Origin of the sequence: Isoptericola sp. NPDC056618 (assembly GCF_042792715.1) — a bacterium.
GTDB lineage: Bacteria > Actinomycetota > Actinomycetes > Actinomycetales > Cellulomonadaceae > Isoptericola > Isoptericola nanjingensis.
The window spans coordinates 22658-38207 of the sequence record NZ_JBHTVZ010000026.1 but is presented as its reverse complement, the minus strand read 5'-3'; the positions used below and the strand labels follow the sequence as shown (position 1 = coordinate 38207).

Below are 15550 nucleotides of genomic sequence, written 5' to 3'. Positions count from 1 at the left end.
CAGCCTCGCAGGAGGTGGCGGGGCGTCGTCGTGCGTGTCGTGGCTCCGCTCAGCCCACGCGGTGCAGCCAGCGCACGGGAGCGCCGGCGCCGGCGTAGCGGAAGGGCTCGAGCTCGTCGTCCCAGGCGGTGCCGAGGGCGAGATCGAGCGCCTCGCGCACACCGCGGCCGTCGTGCGCGGACTCCATCGCGGCCCGGACACGATCCTCCGGGACGACGACGTTGCCGTGCACGTCGGTCATGGCGTGGAAGATGCCGAGGTCGGGAGTGTGCGACCACCGCGCGCCGTCGGCGCCGTGGCTCGCCTCCTCCGTCACCTCGTAGCGCAGGTGGTCCCAGCCCCGCAGGGCAGAGGCCAGCCGGGCGCCCGTTCCCTGGGCGCCCTGCCACGAGTACTCGGCACGGTAAAGTCCGCGCCCCGCCGGCTGGGCAGTCCAGTCCAGCGACACGCGTCCCCCGAGCACGTTGCCCGCCGCCCACTCGAGGTGAGGGCAGAGCGCACGGGGTGCCGAGTGCACGAACAGCACACCGCGAGTGATCGCACCAGCCATGTTGTCCTCCCTGGTTCCGAGGTCCGTCTTCCCCTACGTCCTCGAACCGGTAGGCCTGCTGGTCGGCGAGCTCTGACGGTGTGTCGTCTTGACACATCCTGCCCGATGGCGGGCGAGGGTGCGAGAGGAAACGCAGACTTCACGCTTCCTCTTGAGCACCCCTTGAGGAACTCAGAGGCGCTCGCGCAGCTCCCGCATGGCCTTCTTGCGCGCCGTGCGCTCGAGGCGGTCCAGGTAGAGCTTGCCGTCCAGGTGGTCGCACTCGTGCTGCAGGCAGCGCGCCATGAGGCCGGTGCCCTCGACCACGAGCTCGTTGCCGTCGACGTCCATGCCGACGACCCGGGCGTACCACGCGCGGGTGGTCGGGTACCAGAGCCCCGGCACCGACAGGCAGCCCTCGTCGCCGTCCTGGGTCTCCTCCGAGAGGTCCACGATCCGCGGGTTGAGGACGTAGCCGATCTCGTCGTCGACGTTCCAGGAGAACGCCCGCAGGCTCACGCCGATCTGGTTGGCCGCGAGGCCCGCCCGTCCGTCGGCGTCGACGGTCTCGACGAGGTCCTCCACGAGGGAGCGGACACGATCGTCCACGGTGGTGATCTCGTCGCAGGGTGTGCGCAGCACGGGGTCGGGCAGCACCCGGATCTCTCGCATCGCCATGGCCCGCATTCTCCCACGTCGTGAGCCGGTGGAGGCGCCGATTATCACGGTTTGGTAACGTGCCGAGCGATGCTACGACCGATGACCGAGTCAACCACGCCCCTCGCCCTCGAACCGGGACGGGCGGCCGCCCCCGCTGCGGGACGCCCGCGTCTCGCCGCTCTGGACGGGATGCGGTTCGTCGCGGCCATGGCCGTGCTCGCCTACCACTACCTCGCCGTCAACCACTCGGCCTGGGGCCCGCGCACCGACGAGGCGTTCCCGAACCTCCAGCCCGTCGCCGTCTTCGGGTCCTTCGGGGTCCAGCTCTTCTTCGTGGTCAGCGGCTTCGTCATCCTCATGTCCGCCTGGGGCCGCGGCGTCCGGTCCTTCGCCGCCTCGCGCGTGGGCCGACTCTTCCCGGCCTACTGGCTGTCCGTGGCCGCAGTCGTGCTGCTGCTCGTGGTCGTCGCACCCGGCCACAAGGAGGTCGACATCCCCGAGACGGCGGCGAACCTCACGATGGTCCAGCGCGCGTTCGGGGTGCAGGACATCGAGTCCGTCTACTGGACCCTGTGGGCCGAGCTGCGCTTCTACCTCCTCATCGGCGTGCTGCTCGCCTTCGGGATGACCCGCAACCGGCTCGTGGCCTTCGCCGCCGTGTGGCCCGTGCTCGCGGCGGTGGCGGTCCAGTCGGGCAGCACGCTCTGGATCACCGTGCTGGTGGGCACCGACGCCCCGCTGTTCGCCGGGGGCATGATGCTCTACCTGCTGACCAAGGAGCGTCGCTCGCTGGTGCTGTGGCTCGTGCTCACGCTCAACATCGCCCTGGCCGGCGTGATCTCCGGTCACAGCCAGGCGTTGCGGATCGCCCACAGCACCGACGTCACCATCGGCGCCCAGGCCTCCTGGGTCGCCATCCTCGTCTGTTTCGCCCTGGTCGCGCTGGTGTCGCTCACCCGCCTCGACCGGCTGTCATGGAAGTGGCTCACCCTCGTCGGCGCCCTGACGTACCCGCTGTACCTCCTGCACTCCTCGTGGGGCCAGTGGCTCATCGGCAAGGCGAGCCCGCACGCACCGGCGGCCGTGACGTTCGCCGTCGTCACCGTCATCATGCTCGCCGCCGCCTACCTCGTGCACCGGTTCGTGGAGCGGCCGTTCGGCCCGCGCCTGAAGCGCGCCGTCGCGCGCGACCTCGAACGCGCCGGACGCGCCCTCGGCCACGGGCCGGCCAGAGCGACCCGCGCTCAGGCCCCCGAGGCGGAACCGGTCTCGTCCAGGTAGGCCTCCAGCACGTCGCGCAGCACCAACGCCTGGTTGTGCTCCGTGTCGCGCGCCGAGTAGACCAGCGTCAGGCGCCGGTCCCCCGCGCCGAGCGCCGCCAGCTCGGGAACCTCCGGGTTGCCCGCGAGCTCGGCGCGGTAGCGGCGCTCGAACTCCTCGAACCGGTGCGGGTCGTGGTGGAACCAGGTGCGCAGGCCAGTCGACGGCGCGACCTCCTTGCACCAGCGGTCGAGATGGGCGTGCTCCTTGGAGATCCCGCGCGGCCAGAGCCGGTCCACGAGGACCCGGGCGCCGTCGTCCGGGGCCGGCTCCTCGTACACGCGCTTCACGGTGATGGTCACTTCCCCATGACACCGCGGCACGTGGCCCACCGCACGCCCGAGCCACCGCGCCGGTATGCTCGCCGCGCGCCCCGTTAGCTCAGCTGGTCAGAGCAGTCGACTCATAATCGATCGGTCGCCGGTTCAAGCCCGGCACGGGGCACTCCGAGTGCCCGGGACAGCGCCCACGGTGGTGGGTGCCGGCCCGTGGCCCGCACGGTGCCTGCTCGGCTCTGCACGAGCGGGAAGGACCACGAGGCGGCGACGCCGACGACAGACCGACGAAGGTGGATGCGTGAGTATCAGCTCGGGTGGAGCAGCCCTCGAGGACGGTGGCAGGACCTGGATCGTCTGGGGTGAGGTCGACGTCGCCGTCGCCCAGGACGTCGGCGACACGCTCAAGGCGTCCCTGGACGGACGGCCCAAGACGATCGACCTCCGCCGGGTCACCTTCCTCGACTCCTCCGGCCTGCGGCTCCTCCTGCTCGGAGGGACCGCGGACGAGGGACCGCTGCTCGTCGGCGCCCCGGCCGCCGTCCGCGACGTCATCACCCTCACCGGTCTCGAGCACACGGTCCGGTTCGCCGAGGCCGACAGCACGCCGGCCTCCGGGGACGACGACGCCTGACCCTTCCCGCCGCCCCTCACCCGGCGGCCGCCTGACCTTGCGCTGACCTCTGGAGGAGAACCCTTGGACGACACCGTCATCCCGTCCGTCGTGTCCGGCGTGCCGATGGCACCGCCCCCACCGGGGTACGCACCGGTCGCGGAATGGGTCCTCGCCGACTCCGAGGAGCTCAGCCGGCTACGGTCCGCCCTCGCCCGCATCGTCGGCCCGTCCGGCGACGGAGCCACCGCGATGCACGACACCGCGGAGAAGATCGTCCTGATCGCCTCCGAGCTGGCGACGAACGCCCTCCTGCACGGCCTTCCGCCGACCGTCGTCCGCCTGCTGCGTGACGAGCACACCTGGCTCCTCGACGTCGTCGACCACGACGTCGCCGGGGTGCCGACCGTCGACGGCGACCGCCCCCCGGGCCACGGCGGGCTCGGCCTCCTCATCGCGGAACGCCTGTCGGCGCGCGTGGGGTGGTACACCTCCGGCCCGGCAAAGCACGTGTGGGCGTCCTTTCCCTTGAACCACCCCGGCTGACCTGCGAAGAGGCGGTGACGAGGCGCACTCGAGCCGCTATTCTCCAGGGCCATGCTCCGCGTGCTGCCGATGCTGGCCTACCTCGCGCTCGTCGTCTACGCCCTCGTGGACGTCGTCCAGTCCGACGAGGAGGACGGCGGTGGCATCCAGAAGGGATTCTGGATCCTCATCATCCTGCTGCTCCCGTTCGCCGGGTCGATCGCGTGGATCGTCGTGAGCCGGCGCGCCCGGGCGAACCGCCGGCCCGCGCCGCGGACCGGGTACCCCGCCGGGCCCGTGCCGCCGGCCCGGTACCCGGGGCGGCGGCGCACCTGGGAGACGGACGAGACCGCCGCCGCCGACTCCGACGACGACCCGGAGATGCGCTGGCTGCTGGAGCAGGCGCGGCTCAAGCGCGAGCAGCGTGCGCAGGACGCGGCACCGAGGCCCGAGGACGACGTGCAGGACGCCAGGGACTGACGACCCCGGCACTCACCGGCCCGGGACGGTCAGTCCGCCCAGCGGCGGAGGTCCTCGTCGGACATCGGCACGACGGTAGGTATAGCCGGGCCCGGCGTAGGAGACGGTGGAGTACGTCTCCCCGACCTGCGCGTCGTACATGACGAGGTCGGGGTCGTCGAGGACGTACGGCAGGGTCAGCCGGGCGAGCGCGGCGTCCTCGCGCTCTGTCTCGCCGGCGTGGTGGAGCGTCGCCCCGGCGCCGAGGGTGAGGACCAGGACGACCAGCCCCGCGAGCCGCCAGCGGCCGGGCAGACCGAGCGCCGCGATCGCCGCGGCGAGGGGGCCGACCGCCACGGCGATCCAGCCCACGGCCACCATCGGCTCCCGCGACGTCGCGAGGAAGTACGCGCCGCAGGTCACGATCGCCGCGACCGGGCCGGCCGCGCCGAGCACCACCCCGGCCCTCCCCTGCCGCCCCATGACGAGTCCGCCGAGCGCGGCCGCCACGACGACCGGCACCAGGACCAGCGCGTACCCACCGTCGCCCCCGAAGACGCCGCCGAGGAAGAGGTACGACACGAAGGGCACCGCCGCGAGGGCCACCGCCGCGACGCCCAGCAGGGCGAGGACCCGGCCCCACTCCACGCCTGCGCGGCCCCGCGCGGACTGCGCCGGCGGCTCAGTGAGGTCAACCACGGTGGGACGTCACCACGAGGGCGGCAGGCCGGGGTGTCTGCATGCCCACATCCTGCCCCACCTGACCCGACGCGGCCCGACCCGCCCGGTCGCGCCCGGCGCAGTCGGTACGGTGTCGCCATGTGGTTCCGCCGCTCCCCCCTGCCCGACGACCTCCGACGAGGGCTCCCCCTGGCACGCGGGGAGCGCGTCCTCGCGTCCGCGCAGCTCCCCGACGACCGGTGGGCGGTGGCGACGACGGCGGACCTGGTCGTCGTCGGACCCGGCGTCGGGGACGTCGTGACGCGGCGCCCGTGGTGCGACGTCGACCGCGGCGTGTTCGACCCCGAGCGGTCCGAGCTGGCGATCGAATGGGTGGACGCCGCCCCGGACACCGTGCTGCGGCTCGTGGACGCGGAGCGCACGTCGTTCCCCCAGGCCCTGCGGGAGCGGGTCCAGTGGTCGGTCGTGCTGGCCGAGACGGTGGTGGTACCCGGCGGCGACGTGAAGGTCGCCGTCCGGCGGACGGCGGACGGCGAGCTCTTCTCGCAGGCGATCGCAGGGCAGGGCGTCGATCTCGATGACCCGCGCGTCGCCCGAGTGGTGGACGCCACGGAGTCCAGGGTGCGGGGAGCGTCCGGACTACCCGTGTGAGCCTGGTAGTGTTCTTCCCGGTTCGAAGGCCACCGGCCGGACGACCACGCGATCCCGCGTAGCTCAGCTGGCAGAGCATCCGACTGTTAATCGGACGGTCGTTGGTTCAAGTCCAACCGCGGGAGCATCGAGAAAGGCCCCTGACCTGCAGCGCAGGACAGGGGCCTTCGTCGTGCCCGGTCAGAGGGTCACCAGGCGCTCCATCAGGTGCGGGGTGAGCGGCGCGTCGGTGGCGAGGACCACGCGGGTGCGCGCCCCGGGCACGTCGGGGTAGCCGGCGTACCGGCCGCGCAGGTCGCACACCGTCTGGCCGCGGCCGGGGCCGGCGGTGGCGTCGACGACGACCGGGACGCGCGGCGCGAGGGTCGGCGTCACGCCGCCGGTCGCGATCGCGGCGGCCAGCGGGTCGTGCAGGGCCGAGCAGCGACGGCCGAACGTGTCCACGTGGAAGCCGAAGTACACGTCGAGCACCTCCCCCAGCCACGGGGCCAGCGCCGTGCCCGCTTCGAGCAGGGCCTTGCGGTCGGACTCCTCGAGCACGTCGACCATCGTGACGTCGAGCGGCACGAGGGTGACGTCCCAGTCGGCCGCGAGCACCTCGGCGGCCGCCTCCGGGTCCTTCGCGATGTTCGCCTCGGCGACCGGCGTCACGTTCCCCGGGTGCAGGGCCGCCCCGCCCATGATCGTCAGGTCCCGGACGCGCGCCGGGAGCGTCGGGTCGGCGCGGAGCGCGAGGGCGAGGTTGGTGAGCGGGCCGACGGCGACGACGCGCAGGGCGCCGGCGTGCTCGTGCGACAGGCGGAGCAGCAGCTCGACGGCCGACTCCGCCGCGACCTCCCGCCCGGACGGCGGCAGCGCGACGTCGCCCACGCCGTTGCGGCCGTGCACCGACGGCGCGCCGCCGTCGTAGCTGCCCGCCAGCGGGTCATGGGCTCCCACGGCGACCGGGACGTCGGGCCGGCCCGCGAGCGCCAGCAGGTCGAGCGTGTTGACGGCGCCCTGCCGGGCGTCGATGTTGCCGCTGACGCTCCCGACGCCGACCAGGTCGGCCTCGGGCGAGGCGAGCAGGTAGGCGAGGGCGAGCGAGTCGTCGACACCGGTGTCGCAGTCGAGGTACAGCGGGGCGGCGGAGAGGCCGGGCAGGGTCACGGGTCGTCCTTCGTGGTCGTGGGGATGCGCCCCCAGTCTCTCGCAGCCGACCGGCGGGCACCGGGAATACCCGCCACGGCCTGCGGACTTGTGCCTCACGTGCCCACGACCGGTCATGCCTCTGTCGGCCTGCGCTCCGAGCGCGGCCCCATCCTGCTGTCCCTGATGCTCTCGACGGCGCTCGTCGCGCTCGACGCCACGATCATCGCCACCGCGTCGGCGACCATCGCGCGAGAGCTGGGCGGGTTCGACCAGCTGCCCTGGCTGTTCTCCACGTACCTGCTCGCCCAGGCCGTGAGCACCCCGGTGTTCGGGCGGCTGGCCGACGTGCTCGGCCGCAAGCGACTGATGCTCGTCGGTGTCGCGCTGTTCTTCGCGGGGTCGGTGCTCGCCGGTGCGGCCCCGACGATGGGCGTGCTGATCGCCGGGCGCGTGGTGCAGGGGCTCGGCGCGGGCGCCGTCATGCCGGTGTCGATGACGATCGCCGCGGACATCTACACGCTGGAGGAGCGGGCGAAGACCCAGGGCTACCTCGCGTCCGTGTGGGCGATCTCCGCCGTCGTCGGGCCGACCCTCGGCGGCGTGTTCTCCCAGTTCACGAGCTGGCGCTGGATCTTCTGGGTGAACATCCCGCTGTGCGCGCTCGCCGCCTGGATGCTGGCTCGCCGGTACCGCGAGGCCCCGCGCACCGGCGAGCGCGAGCCGATCGACTACCTCGGCGCCGCGCTCCTCGCGGGCGGCAGCACGATGCTGCTGCTCGGCCTCCTCGAGGGCGGCACACGGTGGGGCTGGGGCTCGCTGCCGTCGGTCGTGGTCTTCTCCGTCGCGGTGCTGCTGCTCGCCGCGTTCGCCGTGCAGGCGCGCCGCACGAGGCACCCGATCGTGGACCTCGCCATCCTGCGCCGCCGGGTGGTGGGCGTGTCGACCACGGTCTCGCTGCTCGTGGGCGTCGTCGTGCTCGGCCTGTCGACGTACGTGCCGATCTACGCCCAGGGCGTGCTGGGCACCGGCCCGCTCGTCGCCGGCTTCGCGCTCGCCGCGATGACCGTGGGCTGGCCGCTGTCCGCATCCAACGCCGGCCGCCTCTACCTGCGCATCGGCTTCCGGTACACGGCGATGATCGGCACGTCGCTCGTCGTGGTGGGCACGGCGCTCACGCTGCTGCTCGCGTCCGGCTCGTCGGTGGTCGCCGTCGCGGGCGCGTGCTTCGTCATCGGCGCGGGCATGGGCCTCACCGCCGTACCGACGCTCATCGCCGCGCAGTCGCAGGCGTCGTTCACCGAGCGCGGCGCGGTGACGGGCACCAACATGTTCGCCCGCTCCCTCGGCTCCGCGGTGGGCGTCGCCGTCTGCGGCGCGATCGTCAACGCGCGCACGACCCTCGGCCCGGACGGCACGCCGGTGGGCCCGGGCCTGATGTCCGCGATCCACCTCGTCTTCGTGCTCCTGGTGGCCGTGGCCGTGGTGCTGGTCGTGCTCGCCGCGCTCATGCCCGCCGACCTCCAGGAGGCCCGCGAGCGCCGCGCCCGCACCGGGGCGACGGCCTGACCCCTCAGGGCAGGGCGGGCGGCGTCCAGCCCATGACGGCGCGCGCGCCTCGGGTGACGGCGGCGGCCGGCACGCGCCGCATCACCGCGTTGCGCAGCGCCTGACCGCGCGGGCCCAGGTGGGAGCCGAACCGGCCGCTGGCCACCGACGCGCGGGCGAGCGCCCGGCACCTCGGCCGGCGGGCGGCGTCGTAGGCCGCGAGCGCATCGCCGAGCGGCTGCCCCGACGCGACCCCGGCCGCCACGATCCGGCCCACGCACACGCCGTCCTCGAGGGCGGTGGCTGCGCCCTGCCCCATGGTCGGGACCGTCGCGTGCGCCGCGTCGCCGACCATGACGACGCGCCCCCGCACGTAGCACGGCAGCCCTCCGGGCAGGTGCAGGACGTCGTGCCGGATCACGGCCTCCGGCGGCGTCGCGGAGATCACCTGCCGCACCTCGTCGGTCCAGCCCGCGAACCGGTCCGTGGCTGCGCCGTGCTCGTCGTCCAGCCGCGCGCCCTCCGGCATGCGCACGTACCCGTACCAGTAGGTCGCGCCGCCGGACACGGGCATCGTGCCGAACTCGGCGTCCGGGCCCCAGTACTGCAGCAGGCCCGGCTCGGCCGCCAGGCCCGGCACGACCGCGCGCCAGCTCGAGAACCCCGAGTACGCGGGGCGGCTGCCCGGGTAGAGCGCGGCGCGCACGGCGCTGCGCACGCCGTCCGCGCCGACGACGAGGTCGGCCTCGCGCTCCCGCTCCGCGCCCGCACCGTCCGCGTGGTGCACGACGGCGCGCGCACCGCCCGGGACGCCCGCGACGACGGTCGTGACGCGGGCGTCCGTGACGACCTCGACGCCCAGGGCGCGGGCTCGCTCGAGCAGCGCGCCGTGCAGTCGCGCGCGGTGGACGCCGCGCAGGGCGGTGGTCGCACGCAGGTCGGGGTCGTCGGGCAGGCGCAGGATCGGCCGGCCGTGCCGGTCCCGGGTACCGGTGGCCCAGGTGCGCGGGCCGAGGCCCGCGACCGCGTCGTCGTCGAACCCCAGGCCGCCGAGCGCGGCGACCGCGTTCGGGGTGAGCGCCACCCCCGCACCCACCTCGCCCAGCCGGCGCGCCCGCTCGAGCACGGTCGTGGCCCAGCCCGCCTCCGCCAGCGCGACGGCCGACGCGAGCCCACCGATGCCGCCGCCGACCACGACCGCCGTCCCTGCCATGCGTCCTCCGCCGCTCGTCGATACCACTACGTGCGTGGTGGTATCGATCTTGCCATACTGGCGCCCGTGCCCCGGACCAACCCCGAGCGACGCCGCGCCCTCACCGACGCCGCCGTCGCGCTGCTCGTCGACGCGGGCGTGCACGGCGTCAGCCACCGCTCGGTCGAGCGCGCCGCCGGCCTTCCGGCCGGCACCGCCGCGAACTACTTCCGCGGCCGCGAGGAGCTGCTGGTCGCCACCGCGGAGCGGATCGTGGAGCTGCACCTCGCGGACGCCCGGGCCGCGACGGAGGCGTCCGTCGCCGCCGCGCCGCTGGGCGCCGGCCGCGCCGCCCACCGGGACGAAACCGCTGCCCGGGCCGAGACGCTCGAGCGGACGACCGACCTCATCGCCGCGTCGCTGCTCGACGCCGCGACCCGCCACCGCGACCGCTACCTCGCGATCGCCGAGCTGCAGCTGGAGGCCCGCCGTCGGCCCGCGCTCGCCGCCGCTCTCGCCGGGCTGGCGACCCAGGCATCCGACCTCACCGCCGCGATGCACGCGGACACCGGCCTCGACGTCGACCCGGCGGCGGTGCCCACGCTGATCCTGCTGTACGGCGGGGCGCTGCTCACGCTGGTCACCGGCGCCGTCCCCGTCGACGCCGCCACCACCCGGCGGCTGGCCCGCGCCATGGTGCACGGCAGCCTCGCGCCGGCCGGCTGACCGCGCCCGAGACGGTGACGGTGACCGAAAAACTCGTTGAGGGGGCCGCGCGCCCGCTGCTAGCCTCGCCGAGGCCGTGCGAGACAGAGCAAGGAGGTGGTACCCGTGAACGTATCGACACAGGTGCTCCTCCGCGGAGTCATGGTCGGGCGATAGGTCGTCCGGGAGCGCCGTTCGCTCAGCACTCCCGAGAGGCACGACCATGACCACCCGACCCAGCTCGACACCGGGCTCGACACCGCGCCCCACCCTGACCTTCACCGCCGAGCAGCAGCTCGACGACGGCGTCCTCGAGCGCCGCTTCACCCTCGGCGACGACCCCAGGATCCCCGGCATCCTCTGGACGCCGCCGTCCGCCTCGCCGTCGGACCCCGCTCCCCTGATCCTGCTCGGTCAGCCCGGCGGCCTCGGCATGGACCGGATGTACCCCCGGCTGGTGGGTCGCGCCCGGCACGCCGCCTCCGACGGCATCGCGACGGCCGCCCTGGAGGGACCCGGCAGCGGCGGCCGGCCGCCGCTCCCCGGCGCCGACCAGGCGCGCGCGGACCTGCGGACGGCCCTCACCGCCGGCGAGCCGGTGCCCGACGACGTCGTCGACCGGCTGGTCCTCCCGCTGGTCGACCAGGCGGTCCCGGAATGGCGGTCCGCCCTCGACGCGCTCCTCGCCCTGCCCGAGCTCGACGGGCCCGTCGGGTACTCGGGCGGCGTGATCGCCGTCGGCGTCCGGCTGGCGGTGGTCGAGCCCCGCGTCGTCGCCGCCGGGCTCTTCGCCGGGAGCTACGTGCCCCGGGCCACGTTCGAGGAGGCCCGCCGCGTCACGATCCCCGTGCACGTGCTGCTGCAGTGGGACGACGAGGGCAACGACCGCCAGGCGGCCCTGGACCTGTTCGACGCCTTCGGCTCGACGGAGAAGACGCTGCAGGCCAACCTGGGCGGCCACACCGGCGTCCCGGCGTACGCCGGCGACGACGCGGGGCGGTTCTTCGCCCGGCACCTGAGCTGACGTCCGGGCTCCCGTCCGCCGGCCGCTAGGGTCGGCGGATGGGAGTCCTGTCGGCGCGGGGGCCGGAGACCGTGCTCGAGACCGCACGCCTCACGCTGCGGCCCTGGCGCGTCCCGGAGGCGATCGTCCAGCGCCGGTTGTGGGAGGAGCGCGACCCGCGCGTCCCGCCGCACCGCCGCCTCGACGAGGCGGGCCGGCCCACGCTCGACGAGATGACGGCGTGGATCCGCGACGGCACCCGCGCTCCCGGGCTCGGGCTGCTGGCCGTGGAGCGCCGGGGCGAGGGCGACGTGATCGGGTACTGCGGGCTGATCGCCGGAACCGTCGGGCCCCACGAGCCGGAGGTGGCCTACGAGCTGCTCCGGCGCACCTGGGGCGCCGGGTACGCGACGGAGGCCGCGCAGGCCGTCGTCGGGTGGGCGCGGGAGTCGGGCCGTCAGCGCCTCTGGTCGACCGTGCGCGACTGGAACGTCGCCTCCCTGCGGGTGCTGGCCAAGGTGGGCTTCGTGGCGTCCGGCCGCGTGGAGCCGGACGACGTCCACGGCGACTCGCTGTTCCTGACGAGGAGCCTGTGACCGTCCGGGGAGGACGTCAGGACTCGCTGCGCTCCCGCAGCGTGCGTCGCTGCTGCTCGATGGCGAGCAGATCGGTGAACGCCTGCTGGTAGGCCGCCGGGTCCTTCTCCTGGTCGAGCCGCTGCAGGCGGCTCTTCGCGTCCGCGATCCGGCGCGTGAGGCCGAGGTCCACGAGAGCGCGCACGACGTCGGCCACGTACGCCCCGATGACCGCCTCGCGGTCCTCGGGCACGGGCGCGACCGCGAGCTCCGTGACCAGCGGCACGACCGTCTCGGGCGCCTGCTCGGTCACGGTCTCCACCCACCGACCACCGCCCACCTCGCGGCCGGCCGCGACCCCGCCCGCGGCGCGCACGGCGTCGTGCACCGCGCGCCAGGCGGGGACGCCGAACGCGTCCTCCCCGAGCTCGTCGAACGACGCCGGCACGTGCTGCGGGTACTGCAGGACCACGATCAGCGCCTGGCGCTCCAGCCGCGCCACCGGGTCGCGCGGGTCGGGCGCGGCGAGCACCGGCGTCGTGGGCGCGGCCTCGGGCTCGGGGCGCGCGTCCCGGCGCTGGCCCTGTCGCTGGTCCTGCGCGCCGCGCGACGGCGTCGACGCGGCCCGCGCGACCTCGCGGCGGACGTCCTCCGTGTCGATGCCGATCCAGCGCGCGAGGGAGCGGGAGTACCCGAGCTGCATCGACCGGTCACGGATCCCGGCGACCAGCGGCGCGGCCGCGCGCAGGGCTCCGACACGCCCCTCGACCGTGTCGAGGTCGAACGTGTCGAGCGTGGTGCGGATGACGAACTCGAAGAGCGGCTGGCGCCCGTCGACCAGCGCCCGCACGGCCTCGGGTCCGCGGGCCATGCGCAGCTCGCACGGGTCCATGCCGCCCGGCTCGACGGCGACGAAGGTCTGGGCGTGGAACCGCTGGTCCTCGCCGAACGCGCGCACGGCAGCCTTCTGCCCGGCGGCGTCGCCGTCGAACGTGAAGATGACCTCGCCGCCCAGCGAGGCCCCCGACGCGAGCTGCAGGCCGCCGCCGGCCGTGGTGTCGCCGAGCAGCCGGCGCACCACCTTGGCGTGGTCGCCGCCGAACGCGGTGCCGCAGGTCGCCACCGCCGAGTCCACCCCGGACAGGTGGGCGGCCATGACGTCCGTGTAGCCCTCGACGATCACGACGCGCTTGCCCTGCGCGATCGACTTCTTGGCCAGGTCGATCCCGTACAGGACCTGGGACTTCTTGTAGAGCGACGTCTCGGGGGTGTTGAGGTACTTCGGCCCCTGGTCGTCGTCGTACAGGCGGCGGGCGCCGAAGCCGATCACCGCTCCCGTGACGTCGCGGATGGGCCACACGAGGCGGCCGCGGAACCGGTCGTAGATGCCGCGCTGGCCCTGGCTGACCAGCCCGGACGCGACGAGCTCCGCCTGCGTGAAGCCCCGCCCCTGCAGGTGGCGCAGCAGCGCGTCCCAGCCGGTCGGGGCGTAGCCCACGCCGAAGTGCTCGGCGTCGGCGCGGTCGAAGCTGCGCTCGGCGAGGAACGCCCGCCCGGCCTGCGCCCCCGGGCCGAAGAGCTGCTCGGAGTAGAACTCGGCGGCCACCTTGTGCGCCTCGATCAGGCGCTGGCGCCTGCCCGGCTCCTCGCGCGGGCCGCGGTCGGCGGCGGCGCCGGTGCGGGAGTCCTCGTAGCGCAGCTGCACGCCCGCGCGGTCGGCGAGGAACTCGACGGCGTCGGTGAACCCCATCCCGTCGATCTTCTGGACGAACGAGATGACGTCGCCGCCCTCGCCGCAGCCGAAGCAGTGCCAGCGCCCGACGCCCGGCCGGACGTGGAACGACGGCGTGCGCTCGTCGTGGAAGGGGCAGAGGCCCTTGAGGGAGCCGACGCCGGCGGGCTTGAGGGTGACGTGGGCGGAGACGATCTCCTCGATCCGTGCGCGTTCGCGTACAGCCTCCACGTCCTCGCGCTTGATCAGTCCCGCCACGGCCCTGAGTCTATGCGCGCCCGGCGGCGACCAGGTCGGCGGCCCCCGGGGCCGGGCGAGCGGCGGGATCGAGGGCCGCCGCGAGCGCTGCGCGGGAGGCGGCGCACCGGCGGGCGTAGGCGGCCGGCGGCGTCCCGAGGGCGCGCGCGAAGTCGGCGCTCAGGTGCGCCTGGTCGTAGTAGCCGACGGCGGCGGCCACCTCGGCGAGAGGGCGGCCGGGGTCGGCGGCGACCAGGTCCGCGGCGAGGTGGACCCGGTGGCGCTGCAGCACCCACTTGGGGCTGACGCCGACCCAGTCGGCGAAGAGCCGCTGCAGCGAGCGGGGCGTGGTGCCCACCAGGTCCGCGAGGTCCGCGACCCCGGCGTCCGGGCCCAGCTCCCCCGCGACCACCGCGCCGAGCACGCGCGCGACCCGGTCGAGGGCGAGCGCCGACCGCGGCGTCCGGCGCCCGGCGGCCGCGGCCCGCAGCACCGGGGTGACGGCCGCGACCGCCGCGGCGTCGTCGCCCGCCCGCGCCGCGTCGACCGCCCGGCGGCCGGCGGACTCGACGTCGTGCGCGGTCGGTCCGCGCGTGCCCGACAGCGCGGCGGCGGCCGGCGCGACGAGCCCCGGGCGCAGGACGTCCGGGGCTCCGAGCAGCACCCGCAGCGCGCCCGGGCGCAGCTTGGTGCCCAGCACCGCGCCCGACCCCCGCAGCGTCCGCGAGAACAGCCCGCCGGGGATCCCGTGCACGGCGAACCCGTCGACCTCGGCCACCACGTTGGCGTTCGGGTGCGGGATCACGACCTGCGTGAACTCGGCCCCGGGCGGCAGGTCCCAGCGGACCACCCAGTGCCGCTCCACCAGGTCCGCCAGGTCGGGGGCCGGGTCGAGGCGCACGAGCGCGAACCCGCCGCGGGCCGCGGCCGGGTCGACCAACCCGCGGGTGGTCGCCGTGGGGCGCTGTTCGAACACCTGTCGCATTCCTCCAAGACTGCACCCACCTGCCGACACCAGCATGGGAACGCACGCCGGGACCGCCCGGACGCACGCTGGAGGGAGAGCCATGGACCTGTCACCGCTGCACCCGAACCTCACGGTCGCCGACCCGCGCGCCGCCATCGACTTCTACGTCGCCGGCCTGGGCGCCGAGGTGATCGACACCATCACCGCGGGCGACGCGATCATCCACTCCGACCTGCGGATCTCCACCGCCGCCGGCTCGTCCACGTTCACCGTGGCCGCCGCGTTCCCGGCCGAGGGCGCGGTGGCGCCCGAGCCGGACGGCGCCACGACCGGCTCGTTCACCGTCTACGTCGACGACGCCGACGCCGCGCACGCCCGCGCGGTCGCCGCGGGGGCGACGAGCACGCAGGAGCCCGGCGACTGGTTCCCGGGCTTCCGGCAGGCGGCCGTGCGCTGCCCGGCCGGGCACCGGTGGTTCTTCGCCCAGGTGGCCGACGACGTCACGGCCGAGGACGTCCAGCGCGCCAGCGACGCGTGGATGGCCGAGCAGTCCTGACGACCGCCGGCGTCAGCCCTGCCGCACGAGCCGCTCGTGCCACTGCAGGGCCGAGACGTCGGTGAGCGACGCGACCTGGTCGAGGGCGGCGCGCCGCCCCCCCGGGGGGGGGGCCGGGGGGGCCCCCGCGGGGGGGCAAGGGCGGGCCCGGGCGGGGGGGGGGGGGGGGGGCCGGGCGGGGTCGAGCGCGGCCG

Annotated in this window: 18 protein-coding genes and 2 tRNA genes; 12 read left to right on the top strand and 8 right to left on the bottom strand. The window is 75.0% G+C overall.

The window, feature by feature from the left end; all coding sequences use genetic code 11:
* Window positions 1–49: 49 nt before the first annotated feature.
* Together ACFQ8T_RS20565 and def are read right to left on the bottom strand one after the other, a co-directional pair.
* Complete coding sequence (locus tag ACFQ8T_RS20565) at window positions 50–550, bottom strand: DUF3145 domain-containing protein (RefSeq protein ID WP_429732474.1); 501 nt, start codon at window positions 548–550, stop codon at window positions 50–52.
* Between the two features lie 171 nt (window positions 551–721).
* A complete protein-coding gene (gene def, locus ACFQ8T_RS20560) occupies window positions 722–1207 on the bottom strand; it encodes a peptide deformylase (protein WP_429764192.1) in 486 nt (161 codons plus the stop codon).
* A gap of 81 nt (window positions 1208–1288) precedes the next feature.
* Between def and ACFQ8T_RS20555 the strand changes: the two genes are divergently transcribed.
* Window positions 1289–2470, top strand: a complete 1182-nt coding sequence (locus ACFQ8T_RS20555) for an acyltransferase family protein (protein WP_430548324.1) — start codon at window positions 1289–1291, stop codon at window positions 2468–2470.
* Here the strand turns inward: ACFQ8T_RS20555 and ACFQ8T_RS20550 are convergent.
* A complete protein-coding gene (locus tag ACFQ8T_RS20550; RefSeq protein ID WP_430548323.1) occupies window positions 2434–2811 on the bottom strand; it encodes a DUF488 domain-containing protein in 378 nt (125 codons plus the stop codon). The genes ACFQ8T_RS20555 and ACFQ8T_RS20550 overlap by 37 nt on opposite strands.
* 68 nt (window positions 2812–2879) lie before the next feature.
* Here ACFQ8T_RS20550 and ACFQ8T_RS20545 point away from each other — a divergent pair.
* The 4 genes from ACFQ8T_RS20545 (at window position 2880) to ACFQ8T_RS20530 (ending at window position 4402) form a co-directional block, all read left to right on the top strand.
* Window positions 2880–2953 (top strand) — tRNA-Ile (locus ACFQ8T_RS20545).
* Window positions 2954–3085: 132 nt separating this feature from the next.
* Window positions 3086–3418, top strand: a complete 333-nt coding sequence (locus ACFQ8T_RS20540) for an STAS domain-containing protein (RefSeq protein WP_430548322.1) — start codon at window positions 3086–3088, stop codon at window positions 3416–3418.
* A gap of 63 nt (window positions 3419–3481) precedes the next feature.
* Window positions 3482–3943, top strand: coding sequence for an ATP-binding protein (locus ACFQ8T_RS20535; protein ID WP_430548321.1), 462 nt, complete (start codon window positions 3482–3484; stop codon window positions 3941–3943).
* 51 nt (window positions 3944–3994) lie between these two features.
* Complete coding sequence (locus ACFQ8T_RS20530) at window positions 3995–4402, top strand: PLD nuclease N-terminal domain-containing protein (RefSeq protein ID WP_430548320.1); 408 nt, start codon at window positions 3995–3997, stop codon at window positions 4400–4402.
* Window positions 4403–4414: 12 nt separating this feature from the next.
* Here ACFQ8T_RS20530 and ACFQ8T_RS20525 read toward each other — a convergent pair whose 3' ends face one another.
* On the bottom strand, window positions 4415–5080 hold the full coding sequence (locus tag ACFQ8T_RS20525; protein ID WP_430548319.1) for a hypothetical protein: 666 nt from the start codon (window positions 5078–5080) through the stop codon (window positions 4415–4417).
* Between the two features lie 120 nt (window positions 5081–5200).
* Between ACFQ8T_RS20525 and ACFQ8T_RS20520 the strand changes: the two genes are divergently transcribed.
* Together ACFQ8T_RS20520 and ACFQ8T_RS20515 are read left to right on the top strand one after the other, a co-directional pair.
* On the top strand, window positions 5201–5713 hold the full coding sequence (locus ACFQ8T_RS20520) for a hypothetical protein (RefSeq protein ID WP_430548318.1): 513 nt from the start codon (window positions 5201–5203) through the stop codon (window positions 5711–5713).
* Window positions 5714–5765: 52 nt separating this feature from the next.
* A tRNA-Asn gene (locus ACFQ8T_RS20515) sits at window positions 5766–5838 on the top strand.
* Window positions 5839–5893: 55 nt separating this feature from the next.
* Here ACFQ8T_RS20515 and ACFQ8T_RS20510 read toward each other — a convergent pair.
* A complete protein-coding gene (locus tag ACFQ8T_RS20510; protein WP_430548317.1) occupies window positions 5894–6862 on the bottom strand; it encodes a nucleoside hydrolase in 969 nt (322 codons plus the stop codon).
* 99 nt (window positions 6863–6961) lie between these two features.
* Between ACFQ8T_RS20510 and ACFQ8T_RS20505 the strand changes: the two genes are divergently transcribed.
* Entirely contained in the window at window positions 6962–8410 is a 1449-nt protein-coding gene (locus ACFQ8T_RS20505) for an MDR family MFS transporter (protein ID WP_430548316.1), read from the top strand.
* A 4-nt stretch (window positions 8411–8414) separates the two neighbouring features.
* On the opposite strand, the gene ACFQ8T_RS20500 is transcribed toward ACFQ8T_RS20505, so the two are convergent.
* The gene (locus ACFQ8T_RS20500; protein WP_430548315.1) at window positions 8415–9602 is read right to left on the bottom strand and encodes an FAD-dependent monooxygenase; all 1188 of its coding nucleotides are present in this window, start codon (window positions 9600–9602) and stop codon (window positions 8415–8417) included.
* A gap of 66 nt (window positions 9603–9668) precedes the next feature.
* Here ACFQ8T_RS20500 and ACFQ8T_RS20495 point away from each other — a divergent pair, with 66 nt between their 5' ends.
* From ACFQ8T_RS20495 to ACFQ8T_RS20485, 3 genes are all read left to right on the top strand, one after another.
* Window positions 9669–10307, top strand: coding sequence for a TetR/AcrR family transcriptional regulator (locus ACFQ8T_RS20495; protein WP_430548314.1), 639 nt, complete (start codon window positions 9669–9671; stop codon window positions 10305–10307).
* Window positions 10308–10509: 202 nt separating this feature from the next.
* Complete coding sequence (locus ACFQ8T_RS20490) at window positions 10510–11310, top strand: alpha/beta hydrolase (RefSeq protein WP_430548313.1); 801 nt, start codon at window positions 10510–10512, stop codon at window positions 11308–11310.
* A 38-nt stretch (window positions 11311–11348) separates the two neighbouring features.
* Window positions 11349–11885, top strand: a complete 537-nt coding sequence (locus tag ACFQ8T_RS20485; RefSeq protein WP_430548312.1) for a GNAT family N-acetyltransferase — start codon at window positions 11349–11351, stop codon at window positions 11883–11885.
* Between the two features lie 16 nt (window positions 11886–11901).
* On the opposite strand, the gene dnaG is transcribed toward ACFQ8T_RS20485, so the two are convergent.
* On the bottom strand, window positions 11902–13854 hold the full coding sequence (dnaG, locus tag ACFQ8T_RS20480; protein ID WP_430548311.1) for a DNA primase: 1953 nt from the start codon (window positions 13852–13854) through the stop codon (window positions 11902–11904).
* Window positions 13855–13864: 10 nt separating this feature from the next.
* Complete coding sequence (locus ACFQ8T_RS20475; RefSeq protein ID WP_430548310.1) at window positions 13865–14809, bottom strand: helix-turn-helix domain-containing protein; 945 nt, start codon at window positions 14807–14809, stop codon at window positions 13865–13867.
* A gap of 91 nt (window positions 14810–14900) precedes the next feature.
* Here ACFQ8T_RS20475 and ACFQ8T_RS20470 point away from each other — a divergent pair, with 91 nt between their 5' ends.
* Window positions 14901–15356, top strand: coding sequence for a VOC family protein (locus ACFQ8T_RS20470; protein ID WP_430548309.1), 456 nt, complete (start codon window positions 14901–14903; stop codon window positions 15354–15356).
* The last annotated feature ends 194 nt before the right edge of the window (window positions 15357–15550 follow it).

Bases quoted from the DNA above. Each gene is read 5' to 3' on its own strand.
- ACFQ8T_RS20565 (WP_429732474.1), bottom strand. From the start codon at position 550: ATGGCTGGTGCGATCACTCGCGGTGTGCTGTTCGTGCACTCGGCACCC.
- def (WP_429764192.1), bottom strand. From the start codon at position 1,207: ATGGCGATGCGAGAGATCCGGGTGCTGCCCGACCCCGTGCTGCGCACA.
- ACFQ8T_RS20555 (WP_430548324.1), top strand. From the start codon at position 1,289: ATGACCGAGTCAACCACGCCCCTCGCCCTCGAACCGGGACGGGCGGCC.
- ACFQ8T_RS20530 (WP_430548320.1), top strand. From the start codon at position 3,995: ATGCTCCGCGTGCTGCCGATGCTGGCCTACCTCGCGCTCGTCGTCTAC.
- ACFQ8T_RS20520 (WP_430548318.1), top strand. From the start codon at position 5,201: ATGTGGTTCCGCCGCTCCCCCCTGCCCGACGACCTCCGACGAGGGCTC.
- ACFQ8T_RS20500 (WP_430548315.1), bottom strand. From the start codon at position 9,602: ATGGCAGGGACGGCGGTCGTGGTCGGCGGCGGCATCGGTGGGCTCGCG.
- ACFQ8T_RS20490 (WP_430548313.1), top strand. From the start codon at position 10,510: ATGACCACCCGACCCAGCTCGACACCGGGCTCGACACCGCGCCCCACC.
- ACFQ8T_RS20485 (WP_430548312.1), top strand. From the start codon at position 11,349: ATGGGAGTCCTGTCGGCGCGGGGGCCGGAGACCGTGCTCGAGACCGCA.
- ACFQ8T_RS20470 (WP_430548309.1), top strand. From the start codon at position 14,901: ATGGACCTGTCACCGCTGCACCCGAACCTCACGGTCGCCGACCCGCGC.